The organism is Flammeovirga agarivorans (assembly GCF_012641475.1).
GTDB lineage: Bacteria > Bacteroidota > Bacteroidia > Cytophagales > Flammeovirgaceae > Flammeovirga > Flammeovirga agarivorans.
Genome location: NZ_JABAIL010000008.1, coordinates 118,822 through 143,341, shown reverse-complemented (window position 1 = coordinate 143,341; position 24,520 = coordinate 118,822). Strand labels below are relative to the sequence as shown.

At 35.2% G+C, this 24,520-nt stretch carries 14 protein-coding genes; 7 read left to right on the top strand and 7 right to left on the bottom strand.

Features of this window, described 5'->3' with window-relative positions; genetic code table 11:
* Positions 1 to 620 precede the first annotated feature (620 nt).
* Both HGP29_RS21925 and HGP29_RS21920 read left to right on the top strand, forming a co-directional pair.
* Positions 621 to 3,707 carry a SusC/RagA family TonB-linked outer membrane protein gene (locus HGP29_RS21925; RefSeq protein ID WP_168884585.1) on the top strand — a complete coding sequence of 1,029 codons (3,087 nt, stop codon included), beginning with the start codon at positions 621 to 623 and terminating at the stop codon, positions 3,705 to 3,707.
* Between the two features lie 38 nt (positions 3,708 to 3,745).
* Positions 3,746 to 5,656, top strand: coding sequence for a SusD/RagB family nutrient-binding outer membrane lipoprotein (locus HGP29_RS21920; RefSeq protein WP_168884584.1), 1,911 nt, complete (start codon positions 3,746 to 3,748; stop codon positions 5,654 to 5,656).
* 137 nt (positions 5,657 to 5,793) lie between these two features.
* Here HGP29_RS21920 and HGP29_RS21915 read toward each other — a convergent pair whose 3' ends face one another.
* Positions 5,794 to 6,282: a hypothetical protein gene (locus HGP29_RS21915; RefSeq protein WP_168884583.1), complete on the bottom strand. Its 489-nt coding sequence runs from the start codon at positions 6,280 to 6,282 to the stop codon at positions 5,794 to 5,796.
* 485 nt (positions 6,283 to 6,767) lie between these two features.
* Here HGP29_RS21915 and HGP29_RS21910 point away from each other — a divergent pair, with 485 nt between their 5' ends.
* From HGP29_RS21910 to HGP29_RS21895, 4 genes are all read left to right on the top strand, one after another.
* Entirely contained in the window at positions 6,768 to 7,271 is a 504-nt protein-coding gene (locus HGP29_RS21910; protein ID WP_168884582.1) for a GbsR/MarR family transcriptional regulator, read from the top strand.
* A gap of 53 nt (positions 7,272 to 7,324) precedes the next feature.
* On the top strand, positions 7,325 to 7,669 hold the full coding sequence (locus HGP29_RS21905) for a hypothetical protein (protein WP_168884581.1): 345 nt from the start codon (positions 7,325 to 7,327) through the stop codon (positions 7,667 to 7,669).
* A 19-nt stretch (positions 7,670 to 7,688) separates the two neighbouring features.
* Positions 7,689 to 8,072: a hypothetical protein gene (locus tag HGP29_RS21900; RefSeq protein ID WP_168884580.1), complete on the top strand. Its 384-nt coding sequence runs from the start codon at positions 7,689 to 7,691 to the stop codon at positions 8,070 to 8,072.
* 775 nt (positions 8,073 to 8,847) lie between these two features.
* Complete coding sequence (locus HGP29_RS21895; RefSeq protein ID WP_168884579.1) at positions 8,848 to 9,873, top strand: hypothetical protein; 1,026 nt, start codon at positions 8,848 to 8,850, stop codon at positions 9,871 to 9,873.
* Positions 9,874 to 9,920: 47 nt separating this feature from the next.
* On the opposite strand, the gene HGP29_RS21890 is transcribed toward HGP29_RS21895, so the two are convergent.
* On the bottom strand, positions 9,921 to 10,706 hold the full coding sequence (locus tag HGP29_RS21890) for a DUF3050 domain-containing protein (protein WP_168884578.1): 786 nt from the start codon (positions 10,704 to 10,706) through the stop codon (positions 9,921 to 9,923).
* A 476-nt stretch (positions 10,707 to 11,182) separates the two neighbouring features.
* On the opposite strand from HGP29_RS21890, the gene HGP29_RS21885 reads away from it, so the two are divergent.
* Positions 11,183 to 12,142: a hypothetical protein gene (locus HGP29_RS21885; protein ID WP_168884577.1), complete on the top strand. Its 960-nt coding sequence runs from the start codon at positions 11,183 to 11,185 to the stop codon at positions 12,140 to 12,142.
* A gap of 281 nt (positions 12,143 to 12,423) precedes the next feature.
* On the opposite strand, the gene HGP29_RS21880 is transcribed toward HGP29_RS21885, so the two are convergent.
* The 5 genes from HGP29_RS21880 to HGP29_RS21860 form a co-directional block, all read right to left on the bottom strand.
* The gene (locus tag HGP29_RS21880) at positions 12,424 to 12,930 is read right to left on the bottom strand and encodes a hypothetical protein (RefSeq protein WP_168884576.1); all 507 of its coding nucleotides are present in this window, start codon (positions 12,928 to 12,930) and stop codon (positions 12,424 to 12,426) included.
* A gap of 327 nt (positions 12,931 to 13,257) precedes the next feature.
* On the bottom strand, positions 13,258 to 17,919 hold the full coding sequence (locus HGP29_RS21875) for an MBG domain-containing protein (protein WP_168884575.1): 4,662 nt from the start codon (positions 17,917 to 17,919) through the stop codon (positions 13,258 to 13,260).
* 135 nt (positions 17,920 to 18,054) lie between these two features.
* The gene (locus HGP29_RS21870) at positions 18,055 to 20,190 is read right to left on the bottom strand and encodes a sulfatase-like hydrolase/transferase (protein ID WP_168884574.1); all 2,136 of its coding nucleotides are present in this window, start codon (positions 20,188 to 20,190) and stop codon (positions 18,055 to 18,057) included.
* Positions 20,191 to 20,243: 53 nt separating this feature from the next.
* Positions 20,244 to 22,871 (bottom strand): carbohydrate binding domain-containing protein, encoded by a 2,628-nt coding sequence (locus tag HGP29_RS21865; RefSeq protein WP_168884573.1) that lies wholly within the window; start codon positions 22,869 to 22,871, stop codon positions 20,244 to 20,246.
* A gap of 217 nt (positions 22,872 to 23,088) precedes the next feature.
* Complete coding sequence (locus tag HGP29_RS21860; protein WP_211093380.1) at positions 23,089 to 24,501, bottom strand: sulfatase family protein; 1,413 nt, start codon at positions 24,499 to 24,501, stop codon at positions 23,089 to 23,091.
* Between the last annotated feature and the right edge of the window lie 19 nt (positions 24,502 to 24,520).

Below are 24,520 nucleotides of genomic sequence, written 5' to 3'. Positions count from 1 at the left end.
TTAAATTAAATGGTTTTATAATGTTACTTTTATTCTTCTGAAGTATATAAGTGTTTTGTTTACATTACAAACGTAGCAACATGCATAAACACGCACAACATAAAATTAAACTTTAATACAAATTACCTTTCTCTAACAAAAAAAATCTTAATAATACCTACATTTTTTAATAAACAAGCATAAACAGGCAAAATCAACATCAAATTAGCCTGTAAATGCTGCATAAATTCGTGATTTTGGGTCTTTTTAGTTTGATGTTAATCATATTTTAAATAACACTATATACACTTAACAATAAGTGAGTTACCTCTATTAACAAAACCACTAAAAACAATGTGAATATGCATAACCCAAAAACAGGCACACTCATGAAAACCGTAAATTACTTGCAAATAATTAAGATATTTTATCTCCGAATCTATTTTTTTTAAATATAAAATCGCCAATCACTGCATGTTTTTGCATGTATTTGCATTGATTAACAGATAAAGTCGTGCATTATGTTGCAAATATTTAAAAACCTTCGATACATTTGTGTCATCAATACACTTAAATAGTATAGTTGTATGACAAACATAAATTAGTAGACTAAATTTTTTATTTCACTTCGCAAAACAAAAATGAGACGATTATTACATTTTATTATTCTATTTTGTTCTGTTCTCCTTATGAGTAACACTGTTTCTGCTCAAGAACGCAGTGTTAGTGGTTCAATCAAAGATGCCGGTAATGGAGATCCGCTTGTTGGTGCAAGTATTAAAATACAAGGAACAACTACAGGTACCATTACAGATTTCGATGGTAAATTCTCATTAATGGTAACAGACGAAACGGTGTTAGAAGTCTCTTACATCGGTTATCAATCAAAAAAAGTAAATGTAGGCAACCAATCTGTATTAAACATTTCGTTGGATATGGATGCAACACAAATGGAAGAAGTTGTGGTTGTCGGTTTAGGTGTTAAGAGAGAAGAACGTTCTCTTGGTTATGCCGTTCAGGAGGTTACAGGTGACGATCTTGGATCTGTACCTAACTCTGCCAATGTGATGAACTCACTTTCAGGTAAAGTAGCTGGTGTTCAAATTAATCAAGTTGGTGGTGGTCCAGGTTCATCTTCCAATGTTGTTATTCGTGGTAATGCTATCTTAGATGGTTCAAACCAACCGCTTTACGTTGTCGATGGTATTCCATTAAACAACAACAACTACGAAAATGCCAATGACAAAGACAATGGCGGTGTAGATACTGGTGATGGTCTTTCGGGTATCAACCCAGAAGATATTGAATCAATGTCTGTACTGAAAGGACCTGCAGCGACAGCAATTTATGGTTCAAGAGGTATCAATGGTGTAATCATGATTACAACAAAATCTGGTAAAGGTGGAAACCAAGGTTTAGGTGTGGACTTCTCACATGCTTCTACTATCTCTACTTTTGGTATCACTCCAGATAACCAGGAACAATATGCACATGGTACAAACGGAGCTTTCCCAGCTTCTCCAAAAGATGATTTTGGTATGTGGGGTCCAAAGGTAACGCCAGGCATGACAACAAATGCTTACTATGACGGTCAGGAAAGAGAAGTAAAATTCTATGATAACTACGATGCACTTTTCAAACCATCATATACTGCTAACACTAACGTTGCATTGACAAAAAACACTGAATCTAGCTCAGTACGTTTCTCTTATTCAAATATGAGTAACAATGGTAACGTGGACAACCAAGGGTACGACAGAAACACTTTCAGTTTGAGAGGTACTTCTGATTTAAATGACAAACTTCACTTAGATGCAAGAGCCAACTATGTGAAAGAAGATGCCAAAAACAGACCGTATATGGGTAACAACGGTTACAACTATATGGGCTACCTAGCTGCGATTCCAAATTCTTATGATGTAAATTGGATGAAGGATTACAAAGATGAAAACGGACGCCCAGTTGGTTATGACCAAAACAACAACAACCCTTACTGGACAATGAATGAGGTGTCTTATGAAGATACAAAAGACCGTTTTATGGGTATGGCTTCATTAACGTACGATATCACTGACCACTTAAAAGTGATGGGTAGAGCAGGTACTGACTATACTTCATGGAGAGCTTATTCTGTTGACCCATTATACACGCCTCAATACTCAGGTGGCCGTGCTTATGAAAGAACACAATTAGAGAGAGAAGACAACTTTGATGGCATGTTAACTTACGACAACAAGTTTGGTAAGTTCGATGTGGTTGCCAATGTTGGTACTTCATACATGCACATTCAAAGACAATATTCTGATACAGGTTCATCAAATTTCTCAGATCCATTACAACAAAACCCGATGTCTGGTTCTGATAGATTTATGTACTACAGTGCTTATGAAAAAGCGATTGCATCAGTATACGGAACAGCTTCTATTGGTTATGATGGTTACTTATTCCTAGACGTATCAGGTCGTAATGACTGGTCATCTACTCTACCATTAGATAACAATTCGTACTTCTACCCTTCAATCAGTGGTTCATGGGTATTCTCTGATATGGATTGGGATACTCCAGACTGGTTAACTTTCGGTAAAGTAAGAGCATCATGGGCAAAAGTAGGTTCAGATACTGATCCTTACATGTTATATCAAAACTATGAGATCGATGGTAACTCTCAAGACGGTTTACAAACAGGTGGTATTAAAGGTAACACAATTAATAACTCTGCTTTAAAACCATCAATGCAAACTTCTTACGAACTAGGTTTCAACCTAAGAATGTTTGATGACATCGTTAACCTTGATGTAACGTACTACAACTCAATGTCAAAAGATCAAATCATGAAGGTGCGTATTCCAGAATCATCAGGATATGAAGATGCGATCATTAACGCAGGTGAAATTGCCAACAAAGGTGTTGAAATAGCTTTAGGTATTAATGTTGTTAGAAAAGAGAACTTCAACTGGCATTCACAAATCAACATGGCTTACAACCAAAACGAAGTAATTTCATTAACGGATGAGGTAAATCAGTACTTAATTGGTGAAGGTCCTGTAAACATTGTAGCTGCTCCGGGTCAACCTTACGGTGCCATTTATGGTACAGCATATAGAAGAGATGACAACGGTAATATCATTGTAAACGAAGATGGTATTCCTCAAGTAGAAGACGGTTACCAACAAATTGGTAATTCTGTTCAACCTTGGATGGCCGGTTGGATCAACAACTTCCAATATAAAAACTTCACATTGGGTATCGTGATTGAAGGTAAATTCGGTGGTGACCTTTACTCTCAAACAAATGCTCAAATGTACTCCAATGGTAAGCACCAAGATACTGCAGACGGTAGAAACCAAATGCATAACACTGGTACCTACAACCCTGGAAATATGGTATATGAAGATGGTACAGCCTTCACAGGTTTCACTAACTCACAAGATATTCAGAACTACTACCAAGCAACTTCTGGTGTAGACGAAGAGTTTATCTATGATGCTTCATACATCAGAATCAGTGAATTATCATTTGGTTATACATTCCCTAAAGTGATGATTAGCAACCTTAAGATGCAAGATCTAAGAGTTTCTTTCGTAGCCAACAACGTTTGCTACTTATGGAAGAAAACAGAGAACATTGATCCAGCAGCATCTTTTGCTTACGGTAATGCTCAAGGTATGGAAGTGGGTTCTTACCCTCTACCACAGACATTCGGTTTCAAGCTTAATGCTAAATTCTAATCCTCTTACATCACTTTAGTTTCAAATAGAAAATAGTTATGAAATTCAATAAATATATTGTTGGTGCTGTATTGGCAGTGTCTATGTTCTCATGTACTCAGAAGTTCGAAGAAATGAACAATGACCCTTGGGCTTCTAGTGAAATGGATCCTAAGTACCAATTCACTCACATCCAAAATAAACCTTATACGGATGGCGGTGAAAGCTGGAGAACAAATATTATTATGACAGGCCCGATGTCTCAAGCAACAGGTAACTTGTATGCATCTGGTGAAGCGTTCAGTACTTCTTACAAAGAATGGGCTTGGAACAACATCTTTAAGGATGTATTAAAGAATGTCACTGACCTAGAAACAAAACTTGCTCCTGAGACTGCACAATTAGGTCAAGTAAAAATTGTCAAAGTGATTGACATGATGAAGGTGACTCAACTTTACGGAGACATCCCTTATGCAGAAGCAGGGAAAGGATATGTTGAGCATATTTTATATCCTAAATACGATAGCCAAGAAGCTGTATTCGAACAAATGATTACAGACTTAAAAGCTGGTCGTGATATGATGGATAAAGGTGAGACATTTACTGATGACTTCTACTATAGAGGTGATGCCGCTGCTTGGAAAAGATTAGCCAACTCTATGCTAATGAAGATTGCATTATTTATGTCTGAAGGCAATGCTGAAAGAGCTAGTGAGGTATTCCAAGAAGCATTTAACCATAGTGCAGGTTATATCTCAACATTAAATGAATCAGCAAAATTAGAGCACTCATTAAATGGTGGTCCTTGGGGACAACATATGAATGGCGCTGGTGCTGCAATGACATCTCAGGTAGGTGGTTTCGCTTACGGTTACATAAGTGAGACTTCTTTAAAGTCGATGCAATCTCGTAAAGATCCTCGTTTATTTTATGTAGCTGGTGTGCATGACTACTCACAAGCACCAAGTAAAATGATTTACCCTACAGAAAACTTCGATCCATTTGAAATGGCTGAAGAATGGGGTGAAGCTGTTAAGCCTGTTTCATTAAGAGGTACTCGTATGGGTGATCAAGATGGACAAATCGCCATGTTTGCTTTTGAAGCTAGTGGAAACGCTGACGACGCTACAATTATTAATGCTGATTATTTTGCTAGAGTTAATACAACAGATTCAACTGCATATCCTAGTGAACTACCATTACGTGGTGCTGATAAATTTACGTTAGCATCACTAAACAACGAAACGATCTTAAACCCATTATCTCCTACCATTATTATGGGTTCTGATGAAGTTCATTTTTTAATTGCTGAAGCGATTGAAAAAGGTTTAGTAGGTGGCAATTCTGCCACTCACTTCGAAGCGGGTATTAGAGATGCTTTCAAGAAATACCAAGTGTTCTATCCAGGTCAGGAATATGCTGAAGCAGCAATGCAAGTATATAGAGAGACTTCTGGAGATCAAGGTTATTCTTATGATGGTGCAATGGCTGATTATGTAAGTGCAGAATTGCAAGCATTTAATTCCTCAACAAATAAATTAGATAACATCATTTACCAAGCTTGGGTATCTCAAATTGGTAATGGTATCTCTACATTCTCACTTTGGAATAGAACTCACCTACCATCGTTTGTAACTCCTGTATTAGATAGAGATCAATATGAATTCTTAGACATCCCAGTATATACTGAAGATATCAGACCATTATATATCGCAGGTCAGGATTTACCAGATCCAGTAGGAATCAAGAAAGTTCCTTTCCATTCTCCAGGTTCAACATCTTATGTTCGTTCGAGACGTTTTGATTATCCTAATAACGAAATGTCTTCTAACACTACCAACTACCAAGAGGCGGTAGAAAGACAACGTGGTGATGCTGGAAACACAGGGCAATTCAACACTGTAGATATGTGGAGTAGCTATAAAGGTACTTTCTCCAATGCACAAGGTGTTGAGATCATCAAAAATTAGTATTTAGAAATTATTCATTATCTATTTACAACTTTGCTAGAAGCTTGCTTTGTATCCATTTTGGATATGAGGCAAGCTTTTCTTTTTAACATAAAAAAAGAGTATGCCTCACTAGAAAACATACTCTTCTTTCTTTTCTATTTTGATTGATGATCGTCGATCATATTTTTATGGTCTTGCATCATCTTCGCATGACTCTCATCTAATCTCTTGTGATCGGCTTTGATTTGGTTATGTTCTTTTTCCATCTTAACATGGTCTGCCTTCACCTCCTCTTCACTCATAGATCCATTTTCATGTTTCTGTTCTAGGGCTTCATGATTGGCCACTAGTTCGATATGCCTTTCAACAATTTCCTTGTGCTCGATTATAATTGCATTATGATCATTTTCCATTTTTATATGGAGTGTATCATCTTCACTCATCACTGACATATGCTCATCGATCATTTTTTGATGGTCTTGTTCCATTTTCTCATGTGCCTTTTCCATTTGTGCATGATCCTTTTCAAATTGATCGTGTTTTTTGGCCAATTCATCGTGGTAATTGCTTTTCTGACCACATGAAAATATGAACATAGAGAATAAAAAGGCACTAATAACTAATTTTGGGTGGATACTATTCATTTTAAAATGTTGTGTTATTGCAGTTAAATAAATACTCGTTAATCACTGATAGTAAACAATATAAGATATTATTTTAATTTATGCCATTTGATATTGTGGTATAAAAAAAGGAAGCCATTCCAAATAAGAAACGGCTTCCTCAGATTCTTTACATCTTTAAACTATCATCATCTTAACAAAGCAAAAAATTGATGGGCTAAAAAATCATCGGTCAGTTAAAAAAATTAGTTAATTATTGAGTTAAAAAAGTAGATTGTAAAACAATGAATCTCAATATAGTATACCCTGTTTCTTGCCCTTTCTACTTTTATTTATTGACAGAAAAATTTCATAATCCGATTTTGTTTAGTGAAAAGTGATTAAATCATACCATTAAATGAGCATTATAAGGGTATTAAGCTCTTTTTTGTATCTAGTAGATTATGATCTAGAAATAAAGTTTCAATTTTTTCTGAAACTTTAAAAACTTTATATATATTTGAAATATGAAATTTGAAGAAGCAAAAAATAAGTACATTCAAACTTGGGGAGCTTTGGGTTCACAATGGGGCATAAATAAAACTATGGCTCAAATCCAGGCACTTTTAATGATCTCTACCGAAGCACTTTCGATAGAAGAGATTATGAGTGAACTTCAAATTTCTAGAGGGAATGCATCGATGAACATTCGAGCTTTAATTGACTGGGGTATCGTTTTTAAGGAAACAAAATCTGGTGAACGAAAAGAATTCTTTACAACCGAAAAGAATTTGGACCGATTGGCAGTGACGATTGCTAAAGAAAGAAGTCGAAGAGAATTACAACCTGCAATTAGAATGTTAAAAGAGGTTTCTACTATTGAAACTAACGATTCTATTGCTGAAAAGGAATTTGTCTCTCAGACAGAAAAGCTACACGATTTTGTATCAAAAGCTGATAGTCTTGTGGATAAGGTTACTCAATACAAAGAAAATTGGTTAAGCAAATTGATTATGAAAATATTAAAGTAAAAAATTTTATTCTAAAGTTTCAATAATTTCTGAAACTTCAAAAGTTCACAAATATGAATTACAACATTTATGGGTATTTCATCTATTTGATATGCGTCATATTCATTATTGTGAAAGTAGGTAAAGTCTGTTACGATAACGGAAATGTATTTGCCAAAAGCTACTTAAAAGGAAAAGAAGAGTTATCTGTACAAATCAATAAAATGTTATTGATAGGTTACTATCTATTAAATATTGGTTATGCAGCAATCACTATTATTTCCTGGAATAACATCAATAGTATTGAAGAGTTAATCATTACCATCTCTAATAAAATTGGTGTTATCGTTCTGGTTATTGGCCTACTTCATTATATGAATATATACATCATCAAAAATTACATTCACAAACTATTTTAAATCTCTTAATCTAATCATTATGGAAAATTCAAAAGCACTAATTGGTTACCTCATCTATATCCCCACCGTATTTGCCCTTACAATATTTGTGGCAAGGTCTCTCTTTAAAAATAGTAGAGTTTTTATGTTAGATATTTTCCGCGGACGCTCAGAAATTGCTCTATCAACGAATCGCTTATTTGAAACAGGTTTTTATTTACTAAACATTGGATGTGCTTTGCATATCATTGAAATGAATCTTGACAGAGAGTCAAGTTATCAGAAATTGGTAGAAGAACTAAGCTATAAGGTTGGAGGGTTTTCGATCTATTTGGGAATTATGCTTTTTATCAATCTCTATTTATTCTTTAGAGGAAAAAGAAAAGCTGCTCAAAAAATAGCTCTTGATCATGTGGAAAGTTAAACATCTCAATGAAAGACTAATGGATGTAAGGCGGATTAGCATTGCCTTTTTACAATGCTTTTCGCTGTCCATGATGACTATCCCTATCCTTCAATATCATATATTAGGTTCTAATTCTCGACCTTTTGTTACACTGGGCTTACTCAGTTTCTACTTTCAGATATTATTTCTAGTATGGTTCTTCTTAATACATTTGATTCTTGAATTTATCCATGCTAGAAAGAATAAATTCTCTTATTATCAACATTTTGTAAATAATAAGATCATATTTTGGAGTTGGTCTCCTCTAGTAATATTTGTTGTACTCTGTTTGTTTATTTTCTTTCTTAAGCATCTTAAGAATTAAACATTTTATAGGATAGAATTATATATAAAAAGACAGCCATCTCAATATTGAAATGGCTGTCTAAAATCTTTACATCTTTAAACTATCATCATCTTAACAAAGCAAAAAAATTGATGGGCTAAAAAATCATCGGTCAGTTAAAAAAATTGGTTAGTTATTGAGTTAAAAAAGTAGATTGTAAAACTATGAATCACAGTATAGTATACTTTGTTTCTAGCCTATTCCATTTTTATTTATCGACACAAAAATTACATAATCCGATTTTGTTTGTCGAAAAAGGCTGAATTGTTATCAAAAAGAGACTTTTAATAGAACACCTCTTTTTTAGGCATTACTCTACTCTCTTTTTTCATAAACTAATAACCATATTTTGAATAAAGGATTAAGCATACGATCGTAAGAAGAAAGATTACGAAATTTTTTTATTCGATGAAGACGAAATTACTATATGTAGCCAATATACTTTTTTGTGGTTTTCTAGTCTATTCTTGTGAGACTGTTGAGAAAGCACCAATAGAAGATAATACTGATATTATCAGCGACACTATACCCAATAATGTAGCGGACACCGATTCTACACTAAATGATAGTATTGCCACAACCCCTGTAGATTCTACTTTAGTAGAACAAGATACAATTCCAGGATTTCCTATGGGTCCTGCTGAACAAATCGATGCTGTTAACCTTAAAGCAGACTTCTTGATTAAGATGTATGATATAGAAGGAAGACAAAGGGCTGAAGACCAAATTCTTTTTAATCGGGACTTAATTGTTGTTTATGATGAACACAATGGTCAAACTCCTGATGAATATTATTATGATGAAAAGGAATTAATGCTTATGAATGTACCAGTTGGTGAAAATTCATTTTGGTCTGAGTATTTAGCTCCAATTCCAGAAGGCCACCAGGTTGCCACTGCTTCTTTAGTTCATGAAGATGATATGTCCTACTTTAGTTCAGCTTCTATTATAGAACAAATAAGGAATGAAAAAGAAGCAATAATGAATTTCCGATCAGAGGTACAATACCAAAATGTTGATGCAAATACAACATTAGATGTATTTAATATGCATGCTAAAAATGGTCGTATAATCGTTGGAATATCATATAACGCTCCTTCCACTAAATATTATATTTCTGCCATCATGAAAGTGTATAACAAACATGGAAAAGAGATTTTTACAGTAAACTCGGATGACATAGAAACTACCTCTAGTAGAAATGAATACGGTGTAGGTTTAGACTTTACAGACCCCCTTGCCACTACTGGAGCCTTTGTAATTATTGATGTTTCATTGATCAATACTGAAAACGAAAGCGATACCAAATCCTGGACTTTGGATGGTCAATTGGATGAACGTTTCAAAATAGAAAACGGTATCTCCAAAGGCATCTCTATTGATATAGATAATAATGCAGCTCCCAAACTAAAAGTCCGTTTAGAAAGACAATAAAAATAAAAGCGTCAACCCTATTGATAATAAGTGGTTGACGCTTTTTTTTATGCCATCGCTTCTTCAGGTTGATTCTCTTTTATGAGATCATTAATTGCATCCCAAAGTTCTATTCTTTTTTTCAAAGCCTCCTTAGCTGTTGCTAAAGTTTCTTCCCATTTTATTGGGTCATCTCCACAAAGTTCTGTCACCATTTGTAAGGACAATGGACCATGCTCATCACCATCTAGCTCTATATGTCTTTTTAGGTAATAGATTACCTTATTATACTTTTCCTGTTCCTCTGTATTCTTTAAGATTTCAAAGAACATATCTGGAATAACATCTTCCCTACCAAATGTAAAAGCAGATGCAACCAAATGCGTTTTATTGGTATGGATTACAGAAAATGTATAGTTGACAAAAGCTGCTACTCGTTGATCGATTCCAGTATTTTTTAATGCCTCTTCTACTGATACCCCGTTTTGAATTTCATTTACGAATTGGAAGATAGGAGCAGTGTTAGCTGACACTTGAGCCATTGCATCCAAATACATTTCATAATGACTCTTTGGTTCACCCAACTCATTGATATCACTTTCCTCTCCACAAACGATTTCATTGATAAATCTTGCTACGGCAGGATTGGCAGGTGGTGTCCAAGGGAATGTGACATTTGTAAGCTGCTGTTGTAATGCTTTTAAAAGGGACATAAAATCCCATACAGCAAAAACATGATGCTCCATAAAAACTTTGATATCTTCTACCTCTTTTAAGTTTTTATATAACGCATGGTTAGAGAGTTCATTCCTTAATTCCTGAATCTCCTTTTCGATATTTTCTACAGTAAGCATTGTATAAAGTTTGATTGTTCTCTTATATAGACAGTAAACAGATTGAGATCAAAAATGTTCTTCTTCTGATGAGTACTGTTTGTAGTTTATCATGCTGGATGAATCACAAAGGTAATCAATTGAAGTAGGCAGAAAAACCCAAAAAGATATAATTCCCGAAAACGTAATTATTCATCACTAAAAGTAAGCTTCTTTTTTATTTCTTCTTTAAGTTCTTATCTCATCATTTGATTATAAATGAATGATTCCTTCCTTAAAATAACTCATTAATAGCAATAAATGATGTTTTTTCTTCAAAAGACAGAAATTGAAAACAGACAAACACTATTCGTATGTCCAACCCTAAAAAGTGGCGTTATAGTAATTAAGTTTTCAATAACAGCTCTAATAATCTTCAAAAATAATAACCCAGAGTAAGTTAAAGAAAGCGACTCAAACATATTAATTATAACAAATACTTTTAATTTTTTTTAAAAATGAAAAACAATTTACTTGCTAAATTAGGTGTAGCTTCAATCGCGTTAGGTGCAATTGCATGTAACCCACAAGAATCATTAATGACTCCAGGAGCTGATCAAGAAAACGTAATTCCTTCACAGTCTCTATCAGAATTACCAACTTCATTTATCATGGGTGGTGTTTCTAGAGCTGCAGGTCAAGAAACTGACGACGTAACTGTAGATTATGCTAACATTAACGTTCACGTTTCACAAAACGGTGTTGCTGCTCGTGGTTATTCTTACGACCCAGTAAACCAATTATTAAAAGACATTCCTTACGGTTACAACGACTTCTACGCAGACTACCCAGCAGTTATTCCTGCAGGTCATGAAGTAGCAGTTGGAGAGCCAATCCACATCGATCAATTATCTGAGTACAACGGTGAAGCTGTTTTAGATTACATGCGTGAGCAAAGAGAGCCAATCGTTAACTTCTTATCAGGAACTCAATCTCAAGATGTTAACTCTGCAACAGTTCTTGATCCATTCGTAATGATGCCTCAAAACGGTCGTATCGCTGTAGGTATCGCTTTCGAATCTCCAAACGAAAACTGGAGACTTGGTGCTGAATTTACTGTATACAACAAGCAAGGTAAGAAAATCGGTAAAGTAGAAGGTATTCCAGTAGAAAACCAAATGCCTAACGATATCTTCGCTATCGGATTTGACTTCACTGACGTTGAAGCTGTAACAGGTGCGTTCGTAGTTATCAAAATCGAAGTTGTAGAAGTAAACTCTCAAGGTGAAAGAACTGGTGAATTCCACCAATGGACATTAGATGGTCACAAAGACAAAACTTTCTCAATCGAGAACGGTTTATCTAAAGGTTTCGTATTCGATATCGATGAGAAATTCACTCCATCATTCCAAGACTTAACTTCAGAATTCGAATTCGTACAATTAGTAATCGACGACGAAGTAGTTGAGTTAGACTAATTATCTAATAAAATTGATAAACTTCGAAGGTGAGGTAATGTATATCTAAAAGTAAGGTTCCCTCCAGATGTATTATCATGTTTAGGTCATATGACCTCTCGAGAAGTTTTTAATATAAATAAAAGGAAGCAAGGTGATTTATTTACCTTCGCTTCCTTTTTGTGCTTACAAACCCTTAGATATACAAAAAAGCCTACTCCATTTAGGAAGTAGGCTGAATAAATAGTATACGTACACCTCTTTAACTTTTCGAGATGTCTGGGTAAAGGGTTATTAATTCTTTAAAGCTTTCTAGTAATATTACCATTACTTATATCGATATAAATTACTTGTCTAGTAGTTTTTGAGATCATCTCCCATGTGTTACCTGTAAATCCTCTATCAATATATTTTTCTCCTTTATAAATGTAATAGACCTCTTTTTGACTTTCGAAACGTTCTGCTGTTCTTGGTACAATTTCATTATTCAAAGTAACTTGAAGGTCAAGATTATCATCGCTAATTCTTTTTGCTGTACCAATTACAGGAGATACAATGATATCGTCATCTCCACCTGGGTTACCAAAATCAGGGTCGATAGGCTCTTCCGGTGCTTCTGGGTCTACTACTGGAGGTCTAATTCCAATATCAGTATCACCGTCTTTGTCTGAACCATTACCGTCTCCATCTGTTGGAGGAATTCCTTCGATAGGATCATCCTTATCAATTCCGCCAATAGGTCCCAAATCATCACTTCCACAAGATGACAACAAAACAATAGACAATCCGAATAGTAAGATTTTTCTCATTTTTAAAAGTTGGTTATTAAAATTAATGATAGGTAAATTCTGAAGCCATCCTGAAATGTGGTTTTAGTTTGGATGACGTTCGATTAGTATAACGGGAGTAATTAAAGTTAGTATTACCAAATTGAAGTCAAATGCTTCCGAATAAATACCAAAAAAGAGGTTACTTTCTCAATAACCTCTTTTTTGTATCACTATTAAATTATCCTCTCGATGGATTTACTGTGTTTTATTTTTCATCATTTCTTTCCAATATTCGGAATGTATCAATCCTTTTAAAAAAACGAAGCCCCCAATTACTGGAAGCTTCGTTGAACTTAAATACACATTTTATTTTACATATATCTTCTCAATTGAAGATTTATCTCCGCTAATCATTTTTACAATTAATACTCCTTTAGCATTTGAAGGAAGAGTGATGACTTTGCTATTCACCAATTCTGTACTATACACCTCAACACCACTTACTGTGTAAATCGAAATACTTGTAGGGTTTGATGTACCTACATCAATAGTAAACTGACCGGTATTTGGGTTTGGATAAACACTTACACCAAATAGATCATCTGCTGCAGACAATGGTGGTTCTTCTTCCGTTACTGCATTAATTACGAGAGTTTCTGTTGCTGTACCCTCATAATTAGCATCTTCAATATTTGCTACTACTTCGTACTCTCCAGCTTCCATTGGAGCCTCAGTTTCTCCATCATAGGTTACTGTTACTTCCAATCCTTCAACATCTGATGTTGCAGTTGCTGATTTAGAAGTACCATCGAAATCATGTACTAAATCTGATAGGGTGATCGTCGCTATTGCTTTAGAGATCACTAAAGATACCGTCGTTGACCCTTCATAATTATCGTCTACAATTGTTGCGACAACCTCATAAGATCCTGCATTCATTGGTAACTCTTCAGAGTCATTGTACGTCACCGTCATTTCTAAATTATCCATATCAGTTGTAACGGTAGCTTCTTTTTCTGTCATATCATATGTATGATTTAATCCCGACACCGAAATGTCCACAGCTGCTTTACCAATTGAATAAGTCACTTCATCCGAACCTTCATAATTTTGATCATCTACCGATAAAGAGAGTGTATGTGAACCGGCATCAATACCATTACCTGCAGTAAGTTCAGTGATCGCTGCTATACCATTAACGTTGGTTGTGACCTCAGGAGTTTGAAGTTCGCCTGTGTAAGTAAAAGTTTCTGCACCTACTGTAAACTGAACTTCTGCTTTATGAATCGTATAAGAGAAATCGGCATTACCGGCATACATATCATCCGTAATACTGATATTTACATCATATGTATCAGCGTTGGTTGGAACGTCTGTTTCACTATCGTAAGTAATATCCACTTGATCTACAGAAATTAGTGTTCCTTCAGCATCTTTAATTTCATAAACGATTGGTTGGGCCTCACCATTATATGTAGTTGATGTTGTTGCTGTAATATAAGCAATCATCTTCTCCGTGATTTCTAATGTGGCCGTTTCTGTACCTTCATAATTATCATCAGTTATCATAACGGTTACATCATACTCTCCTACCTCAATAGGCAAAATTTCTTCATCATTTTGTTTGTAAGTGATATCGTAATTTACATCTAAATCCTGACCTTCATTATCCTTGATTATAACAGTAACTGCTTTTGCATTACCATCATGGATAAAAGTTAAATCTGAAATTTCAATTTTAGCTGTAGCTTTATTAATCACAAAGTTACTTACATCTGATCCTGTATAATTGTCATCATTAATAGTTGTTGTTAACGTATAACTACCAGCATTTATACTTTCTGATGCATCTCCAGTTACTGTTTGATTTAAAGCTACTTCAATACTTGGGGTCACCGTAGGTATTTGTTCTTCTCCATTGTAGGTAAATGTGGTTTCACCTACTGCAAAAGTGACTGTTGCAGGGGTGATAGTGAAATTAGTGCTCAAAGTATTTTCTGAGAAGTTATTATCATCCACAACAGTGACTACAACAGCATATGTTCCAGCATCTGATGGTACTGTCTCAGACATATCATAAGTTGTTACCGTATTTACTTGATCAGAAATATCATTATCATCTCCATCTTTAACTACATATTGAAAAGCTATAGCTTCACCTGTATATGAAGGTGTTGAACTTACTTCTTCAATGGTTACAGCTCTTTGCGTAATAGTATAAGTTGAAGAGAAATCTCCCTGATAGTTTTCATCAACAATTTCAACTGTTACGTCATAATCTCCTGCATTCATTGGAGCTTCCGATGATTCATTATTCAGCTCATCAACATATAAAATAGAATATTGAAAATCAGTTACTACATTCACCTCCTGAGTATTTCCATTATATTCAACTGATAAGTCATCATCAGAAATTGTGATTTCACCTTCCGCCTTTTCAATAACAAAAGTGGTCTCTAATTGACCGGAATACATGGCTTCATCTACTGTAGCTACGATGTTGTAGTTTCCTGCATTTAATGGCATTTCATCTTTACCATTATACTTAACCATAAGAGATACACTTTCTGTAATATCGTTATCTTGGTCATCTAAAACTGTGAAATCCAACATTACTTCTTCACCAGTATAGACAACGTCGGCTGTATTTAATGTGATTAAAACCGGCTCTCTTGTATCGATACCATTTAGTTCGAATACCCCTATATCTCTTGTGCCGTTCACTTCTTTACCTAATATATCAGTTGCAGTACCGAAATCATTAATACCAGCATCTACTGCAACACTACCCTCAGTAATTTCTATAAAATGTACTCCAAGCTGATTGGTAGAAAGAGTTGTTGCAACTTTTATTTTATCAATAACTTCTACACCATCCGCATTGGAAGCTTGTGTGTTGTTACCGGCTGTAGGCATTTGGAAAACTGCATTTACAGTATGGAAAAGGTTATTTCTAAAAGTAGTTGTATTTGCATTGATCACGTTACTACCTGAACTCACAAAAATATCCAATTGCCACCCATCGCTGACTTGCCATACATAATTGTACAATAAGTTATTGCTTACATTAATAAGATTTAAAAGGTAACCATTGGTACCATGACTTAACCATAAACCTGTAGCTCCTCCAACTGTTTCTTCTCCTAAGTAATTATAGTTTGCAGTAAAAGTATTGTTCTCAAGTATTAAATCTGTATTTCTTGTTGAGTTAGCAAAAACAGCTACTGCACCACCACCTTTAGCAGTTGTGTTTTTATGAACAGTGGTATTTTTCATAGTAAATGAACCTGTAGAGACTGCGATAGCTCCTCCTCTATTGAATGCTCTATTTTCGCCAAAGTAAGAGTTATAAACTTCCAATATACCACCACTTACAATTGCACCTCCATTTAAGGATTCTTCTCCATTAATCGCTTGGTTATTGATAAAGTTACAGTTCTTTACTACTAAACTACCTGTTGAAAGAACGTTGATAGCTCCACCACCATCGGCGGATAAATAATCTTTTACAGTAATTTGATCTAAGGTCACACTTCCCAATACAGATAAGAATTTGCCTGTTCCAGAACCTGCAAATACAGCCTGTCCGTCCCATCCTTTAATCGTTATATCACTCCCTTCTGCAATTTCTAAAGATTGGTCATTGAATGTCCCTTTTACAAAAATTGTTACGCCTGTTGAACCATTCAATAATGTCAATGCCTTATTAAAAGATTGTAATGGCATATCCATTGAACCACTATTCGTGTCTAAACCATTTTGACTATCCACATACAATTCTGATGCAGGAACCTGGTACTCAATAGCACCAATATCTCTACTATCACCCGATTGTAGATTACCAATCATATCTTTTTCAGGGGCATACATCATATTTGCTGCATCCTCTAATACACTTCCAGCTAAAACAGGAATAAATTGTACTCCGTTTGCTGCAACCTCTATATTATCACCAAACTTTAATGATTCGATATCACCACCAATAACATTCTGATCTTCGGCTTTAAAAGAATCACCAAAACTTGTTGTTTCTACAATATTATTTTTCAGTACCAACAGGTCGTAGGTATCATCTTCACCTTTAGTATCCCAGTTAATACTTTTGTACCAACTGTTCTTCAGGTTATAGTTATTAAAAGCAACGGTATTGATAATTTCAACAGAAGTTAGCTTCCCATTTTTATCACTTAGGTTTATACCTGCACCACCTGTACCATCACTACTGTTATTAAACACTGTACTGTTGACCATTTTAAACGTAGCCGTTTTATCTACAGGAGGAGCGACATTTATCGTTCCTGCAGTCCAACTTGTTTGGTACAGGTTATTTAATGTAAATAAAGAGTTGATTATTTCTAGCGTTCCTTCATTAACATGCACTGCGGAACCATTCGATTTTGTCTGGTTTCTTGCAAAAAACGAGTTATTAATATACAATTCACCCGAAGAGTAGATTGCTCCACCATTGTTACTCCCATAATTGTCAATTACGTTGACATTATTCAAAGTACCGGCTCCTGTAGGGTTAATTTTTATTGCAGGACCATTAACGGTGGAATTATAATTTCTTAGTGTAAGATCATGAAGAACAGCAGTGGTATTAAATACTAAACCTTGTACTGTATTATCGTATTCGTCCGTTGGCTGTAAGAATGTTTTATCTGCTCCTTCACCATAAAACGTATACATTTTTGAACCTCCAGAAATTGTCTGATTGTCTACTTTTGCAATACCTTTAATATAAATATTGATCTCCGTTAAATTCGAGTATTCTCCTGTATAGGCTCCTTCTTTCCCTTCTCCAATACTTGTTGTGTGGTAAAGGATAAAGCCTAATGTTTTAAAAGGATGTTCTGGTGTTAAACCATAAATGATCTCTTCATCATCAATTGTTTCAGAGATTAAGTCTTCACCAATTTCTGCATCTACATAAAATGCGTCTTGAGCAAAAGCCTTTCCTTGGAGAGCTACGATAGCGAGAAAAGCACAGATAGCTGTAATTTTGTTGAGTAAAATTCTTATCATCATCTAATTCAAAAAGAAGGTGTTAGTAAAAAAATGTTTTTTTGTGTGTTTAATACACTTTATGTAAACCTACTACTCTTTTAAGTCTCTTGTTAGCATTTGTTTACCCTAGTTAAGTACTATTTTGACTATAAGGATCTAGTGCTTATTAAAGCGTATATTGAGTTGGTTATTAATCATCAAGAAATAGGTCCCAGCAATAAGTTTTGAGACATCAATAGTATTGGTGTTCAATTCCTTTACTAGGATTCGACCATTTATATCTTGCACTATTAATTCTGTTACTTTAAAATCAGCCTTAATATGTAGCTCCGATGGAGTAGGATTTGGAAATAGTGTTAATTCAGTACTGCTACTATCAAATGAGGTCACTTTATCATCTTCTGATTTACTTCCCTCTTGTTCTTGATTATTTACTAAACTCAATTGGAAGGAAATAGTGGATGTTGCCGGGTGATAAATATGATCACCTTCTTGTGAAGCTGTGACTGTCACCTTACCTATCGCAATATCTAATGTGATCATATTCCCCTCTATAGTAGCTGGCCCATCAATGGTATATTTCAATGGATATCCAGAAGTTGTAGAAGCCTCTACTGCAAACGAATCATCAGCTGTTGTTTTATCTTCAATAGGTAAAATCGTTATTTCTTGTTCTACTTTTGTGATATAGAAAGACTGTTTTACAGCTTCTGCTGATTCATGATGCTCATCTCCTGATTGTTGTACTTCTATTTCAATTTCACCTGCCTGATTTACCGTTAGCTCATTTCCAGAAACAGTAGCATCTCCTTTTAATATATTAATATCAACAGGTAAATATGAGCTTGCTTGAACTTCTAATTTAAAAGTTCTTTCTAACATATTTCGGTCAGCGATAGCAGGAAAATCTATGATTTGTCTCGCTTTTGCATCAATATGAATTAGACCTAAAAAAGTAGGGTATATAAGTTCCTTTTCCCAAGCATATAAATCTTCTTCCATTTCTTTGACAAGATCTTTATGAGTGGAAACTAAGCTTTTGGTTTCGCTAATATCATCTTTAAGATTGTATAGATCATTGGGCCATTGTCGATTTCCTGTAACCATCAGCTTATAATCTCCTTTTCTGATGGTGTATTTATTATTATCAAATTTTCTTAGGTAAATCGCATCATGGGGTTCTCCTGTTCTTTCTCCTGTTAGAAATGGCACTAAATTGACTCCATCTAGAGGCTTTTCAGGATCAAGCTTTGCATTTGATACTGCTGCTGAAGTAGCCAAGATATCCAACGCACTTATTGGTTTATCATAACTTTGTGGTGTAATTTCACCTTTCCAAGACATCAGAAAAGGTACTCTGTATCCTCCTTCAGTCACACTGCTCTTACCTCCTCTAAGGACACCATTATCTGAAGCATTTTGTGCCTCAGGACCTCCATTATCTGACAGTAAGAAAATGATGGTATTCTCATCTATTGCTAACTCTTCTAGTTTATCTAGTATTTGCCCGACACCTTCATCTACAACATCAACCATTGCTGCATACGTTCTTCTATCATTATCTACAATTGAAGCATACTTATCTAAGTACTCTTGTGGGGCTTCTAAGGGTGTGTGTGGTGCATTATATGATAAAAACATAAAGAAGGGGTTGTCTTTATTCCTTTCAATATACCTTACCGCTTCCTTAGAAAATTCTTTAGTGAGATAATCAGATACCTTAACTGGCTCGAAATCTCTTTGTATCCATGTTCTATAGCTTTCACTCTCCGTAGAAGCTTGATGGGGATATTGTATAGTATACTTTTCAGGGAAATAAGAATGACCACCACCTAGATGGCCAAAAAACTCATCAAAACCTCTGTTTAAAGGATGTAATTTTTCTGTGGCTCCCAAGTGCCATTTCCCAATAATTGTAGAATGATACCCTGCCGTTTTCATGATATCGGCAAATGTATCTTCTGTTAATGGAAGTCCCATATTATCATCTTCAGTAGTGTACTGGGGATTACGCTCGAAACCAAATCTTTGCTGGTACCTACCCGTAATAAAACCAGCTCTACTAGGACCACATACAGGATAAGAGGTATATGCACTACTAAAAGTCACTCCTTGTGCAGCCAATCGATCCATATTAGGAGTCTGAATGTCTTTACAGCCATGGAAACCAAGATCTGCGTACCCTAGATCGTCCAACATAATCACAATGATATTGGGGGATGTAGAAACTTGACCAAAAACTGAGATGCTAAAAAATAGAAATATAAAGAAAGGTGTAGTCTTATTCATCATATTAATTCGCTTTTAACCAAAATGTTACCATAGATCTTTTCATTAAATAATGATCATCTCTTTAAGAACTTCTTGGTCACTCTTCCTTCATTTGTAACCACCTCTGTTACATACATCCCTGGTAATATTCCTTGAACATTTATTTGAAGATTATTCTGTACATTCTCATAAAACGAAGACAAAAGTACCTCTCCTGTAATACTATATATATTGATTGAAACATTTTGGTACGTGTTGCCAAAACCAATCGTTAGTGTGTTCTCCACATTATAATTGGGTTTTAGAATTATCGACACTCCTTTTTCTGGATGTATTGCAGTTGGCAATTCATTTTCCGGATCTGTTGGATCGGGATCGGTAGGTTCTTCAGGATCAACAGGGGTTTCTTCCTCTTTATCAGGATCAAATGGAAGGTCATCTTCTGTTTCTTCTTCAATACCTCCATTATAAATGGGATTTTCTCCTGCACCATTATATGCACCAACATTAGGTTGACGTATACTTGATACAAATGTCTGAAAGAAGTCCTGTCCACCATTATTGCTGACCAATTTACCTTTGCTGATCAACGGGCTATCTTCTTGTAAAATATAGTCTAGCACTTCCGATGCTCCCGTAGTTTTAAATTGTGGATCTCCAACGATTGCATTTTTATCATTAGGAACAGTCATTTCTCCGAAGTAGGCATTGTTGTCAAATACTACATCTTCACCAATACCATAGATAAATTTTGTAGGTTCTTCAGAATAGAAAATATTATTGATGATGTCGAATCTTTTTGGTGTACCCGGCCCCCAAGTGGTGAAATCTATAAGTTCATTTTCAAATGTCTCAGGCTTTTTATGCCAATAGAAGGTGTTATTATAAATCTGAACATCCTCCACTGGTCCCGCCACATGGATTGCGGGACCATAGTTTTTCTTCGATCCCCATGTTCTGAATCCATCGTTAACACTAATATTATAACGGACGATTGAATTGGTATTTGCCGTTCCACCATTTGTCTTTGTACCGTCTGAGCAGATTAGAATAAATCCACCAGCATTATCATGCGAATAATTGTATTGAATGACCGTACCATCACAATAAAAATCGGAATCATAGCCTTGTGCATCATGATGAGCTTTATGACCACTCACTTCGTTGTATTGAATGATCGTATTGTTTGAGCTAAATGCCCAAATCCCTGCAGCCGCATTATTTCCATCATTATGATATTGTAAGGAGTCTGTAAATGCCCTACAGTTATTATGTTCGATTACCGCATCTTCACATCCAAAAGCAACGATACCATCTCCGGGGATTCGTTCAATCAGATTGTTTTTCACCAATAAATTTTTTGTATAATAATCTCTTCCATATCCAGTTTTCCCATAAATACCGTTCCTAACAACATCATATATATGGTTTCTTTCAATCACTGCATTTACTAATCTGGATCTATTTTCCCCAATCATATAATAGAGAATACCTCCACCATGGCCCAAAGCTTTTCTGTATTGACCATTAACATCATGAATTGCTAAATGTCTTACTTTGGTCCCATAAATTTCTCCTTGATTATTGGCTAAAATTACTACTCCATACCGTTGATTTCCGGGTGAGTTACCCATATTTGTGATTTCAAAGTGAGATACTTCTGTATATGCTGCATTTTCTAATAAAACAGTATAGTCTTTATTCCCCCAACCGTTAATTTTGGGTTTGTCTCCTTCACCATATCTAGAAAAAAGAATAGGATGATCTTCTGTGCCTCTTGTAGTGGTTATCTCCAATTGACCTTCCCAGATTTCTCCTGCTTTAAATAGAATTTTATCTCCCGGAACAAAAGATCTACTGTTTACTTTATCTAAAGATTTCCATGCTGTCTCTTTCGTTATCCCGTCAGCAGTATCATTACCATTAGAAGCATCAACATAATAAATATGAGACTCATACCCCTTGATCGATAAATCGATGGTACTTTTTAATGTTGGAAAATTACTGTAAGATGTCGTTACTGTCACATCACCTGCATCAAGAGTAGTCAGTAAACCAGTTGGATCTACTTCTGCATTTTCGTTTGAAACTTCCCAAGAAATAGTCCCAGGATCTTCCCATCCAGGTATAATAATGTGTTGCAGTTGATACTCTAGCCCCACTAATGGTTGGGAAATATTCTGAATAGCAACCGTTCTTACTTGAGGTAATGTTTCTTCTGTTTCTACTAAAGTAACCTCATCGATATAGATCTCTTTATCTACATCTACAAACTTGTAAAAAGAAAGTTGACTAATTTCCTCTACATCGTCTGTAGAAAACGTCTCTGTATATTGTTGATAGGAAGTTGTCATTGTAATAATTTTATTGATCACTGAATTCCCATTTACCTTCATAATCACCCTTACCTGATCACTAGCTCTTTTTGCTTTCGCCCAGAAGGTGATGGTATATTTGCTATTGGATTTTAATTCGATAGATTGAGATAGACTTCCTTGTGTGTCACTAAAGATATAACCACAATAAGTGCCTGAGTAGGCTTCTTCATCGGAAACTCCATTGTACCAAGTACCCCATTGTTCAGAATGACCTTCCTCGAAATCACCATTCAGTAAATAATTGTCTGAAGATTGTGATAACGTTTTCAGAGGGATGGATAGAAAAAGTCCTATTATTAATGTTCGAAAGTAAATGTTAGTCATATAAAAGTCATTTCAGTAATTCACCATTTCATTTTTTGTAAATTTAGAGTAGAAAGACATGTGATATAAGACCCTTTTCATCACATCGCAGTACTATTTTGACTGATCATTTAACGATAGAAGTTCTTTAACGTAAAAAAGAGTGTAGAATACATAATATTGCTACACTCCTCGTCCTAGTTTTTAGTTAGTTAAAGTAAATCACACAGAATAAATCTTATTGTTTCGTCCACCAATTGTCACCGTTTAGACGAGGGAAAACACGATCCTTCAGTTGGTCGTTCCACTTCATCCATTCAGACATTAATTCTTTGGATAATTTCTTGTTCTGTCCTTTAATATTTGTTGTCTCATATGGATCATTTTCGATATCAAAGAGCTCAGTAGGGTTACTCTCCATATTTTTGTTCGCCAATAGCTTATAGTTACCATGACGAACTGCCATACAGTTTTGCTCCCATTTTCTCCAGAACAAGTAATTATGAGGAATCCCATCAACTTCTCCTTTTAAATAAGGGACTAAATCTACTCCATCTAATGGTCGCTCTTTATTTATTTTAATATTAGCCTGAGCAACGATTGTAGCCATTATATCCAAAGACGAAATAGGATGTTCGTACTTCATTCCTTCAGGTAATTCGCCTTTCCAACGCATTGCGAAAGGAACTCTTACGCCACCCTCAAACATGTCCGTTTTAAAACCTCTTAAAGGACCGTTATTGGATGCATTTTTCTTGGATCCTCCATTGTCTGATAAAAAGACAACTAGTGTGTTCTCATCTATTCCTTTATCTTCTAAAGCCTTTAATACTCGACCTACTCCATCATCTACTGCACTTACCATAGCAGCATATGTTTTTCTCCTTTTGTTTTCAATATGATCAAATCTTGATAAGTATTTTTCTGTTGCTTCTAAAGGTGCATGAGGAGCATTATATGCCAAATAGACCATAAATTGTTGGTCATTTTCCGCTTGCTTGTTGATGTATCTTATAGTAGCATCCGTTAATTCGTCTGTTAAATAATCGTCGACTTCTACCGCATCATAGTTTTCTCTAATTTTTGTTGAGTACCAGTCCCACTTTTTCGTCACCTCCGATAAATCTTTTAGTGTTAACAACTCAGGTAAGTAATGGTGTCCACCTGATAAGAAACCAAAGAAATAGTCGAATCCTCTTTTTAATGGGTGAAATTTCGAATGAGTACCCATATGCCATTTTCCAATGATTGCACTATTGTAATCTCCCTTTTTTAATACTTCAGCCATTGTTTCTTCCTCTACTGGAAGTCCACATCTTTCATCCTCTGGATTAATAGAAGGGTTCGTTGTAAAACCAAACCTATCTTGATATCTACCTGTTAGGAAACCCGCTCTACTAGGTCCACAAACAGGGAAACTAACATAACCTTGTTCAAACTGTACTCCCTCCTTAGCTATTCTATCAATGTTTGGAGTAGGGATATCTTTACAGCCATTAAAACCAACATCTTCCCACCCCATATCATCTACCATAATTACAATTAGGTTCGGTGATTTTGCTTTCTTCTTCGTTAATGGGTAATCCATTGCCGCAATAGTGACAACACCTATCGATAAAAGAGCTAGAAGTTTTAATAAATTTTTTCTCATGGTCATGTTATTTCATTTC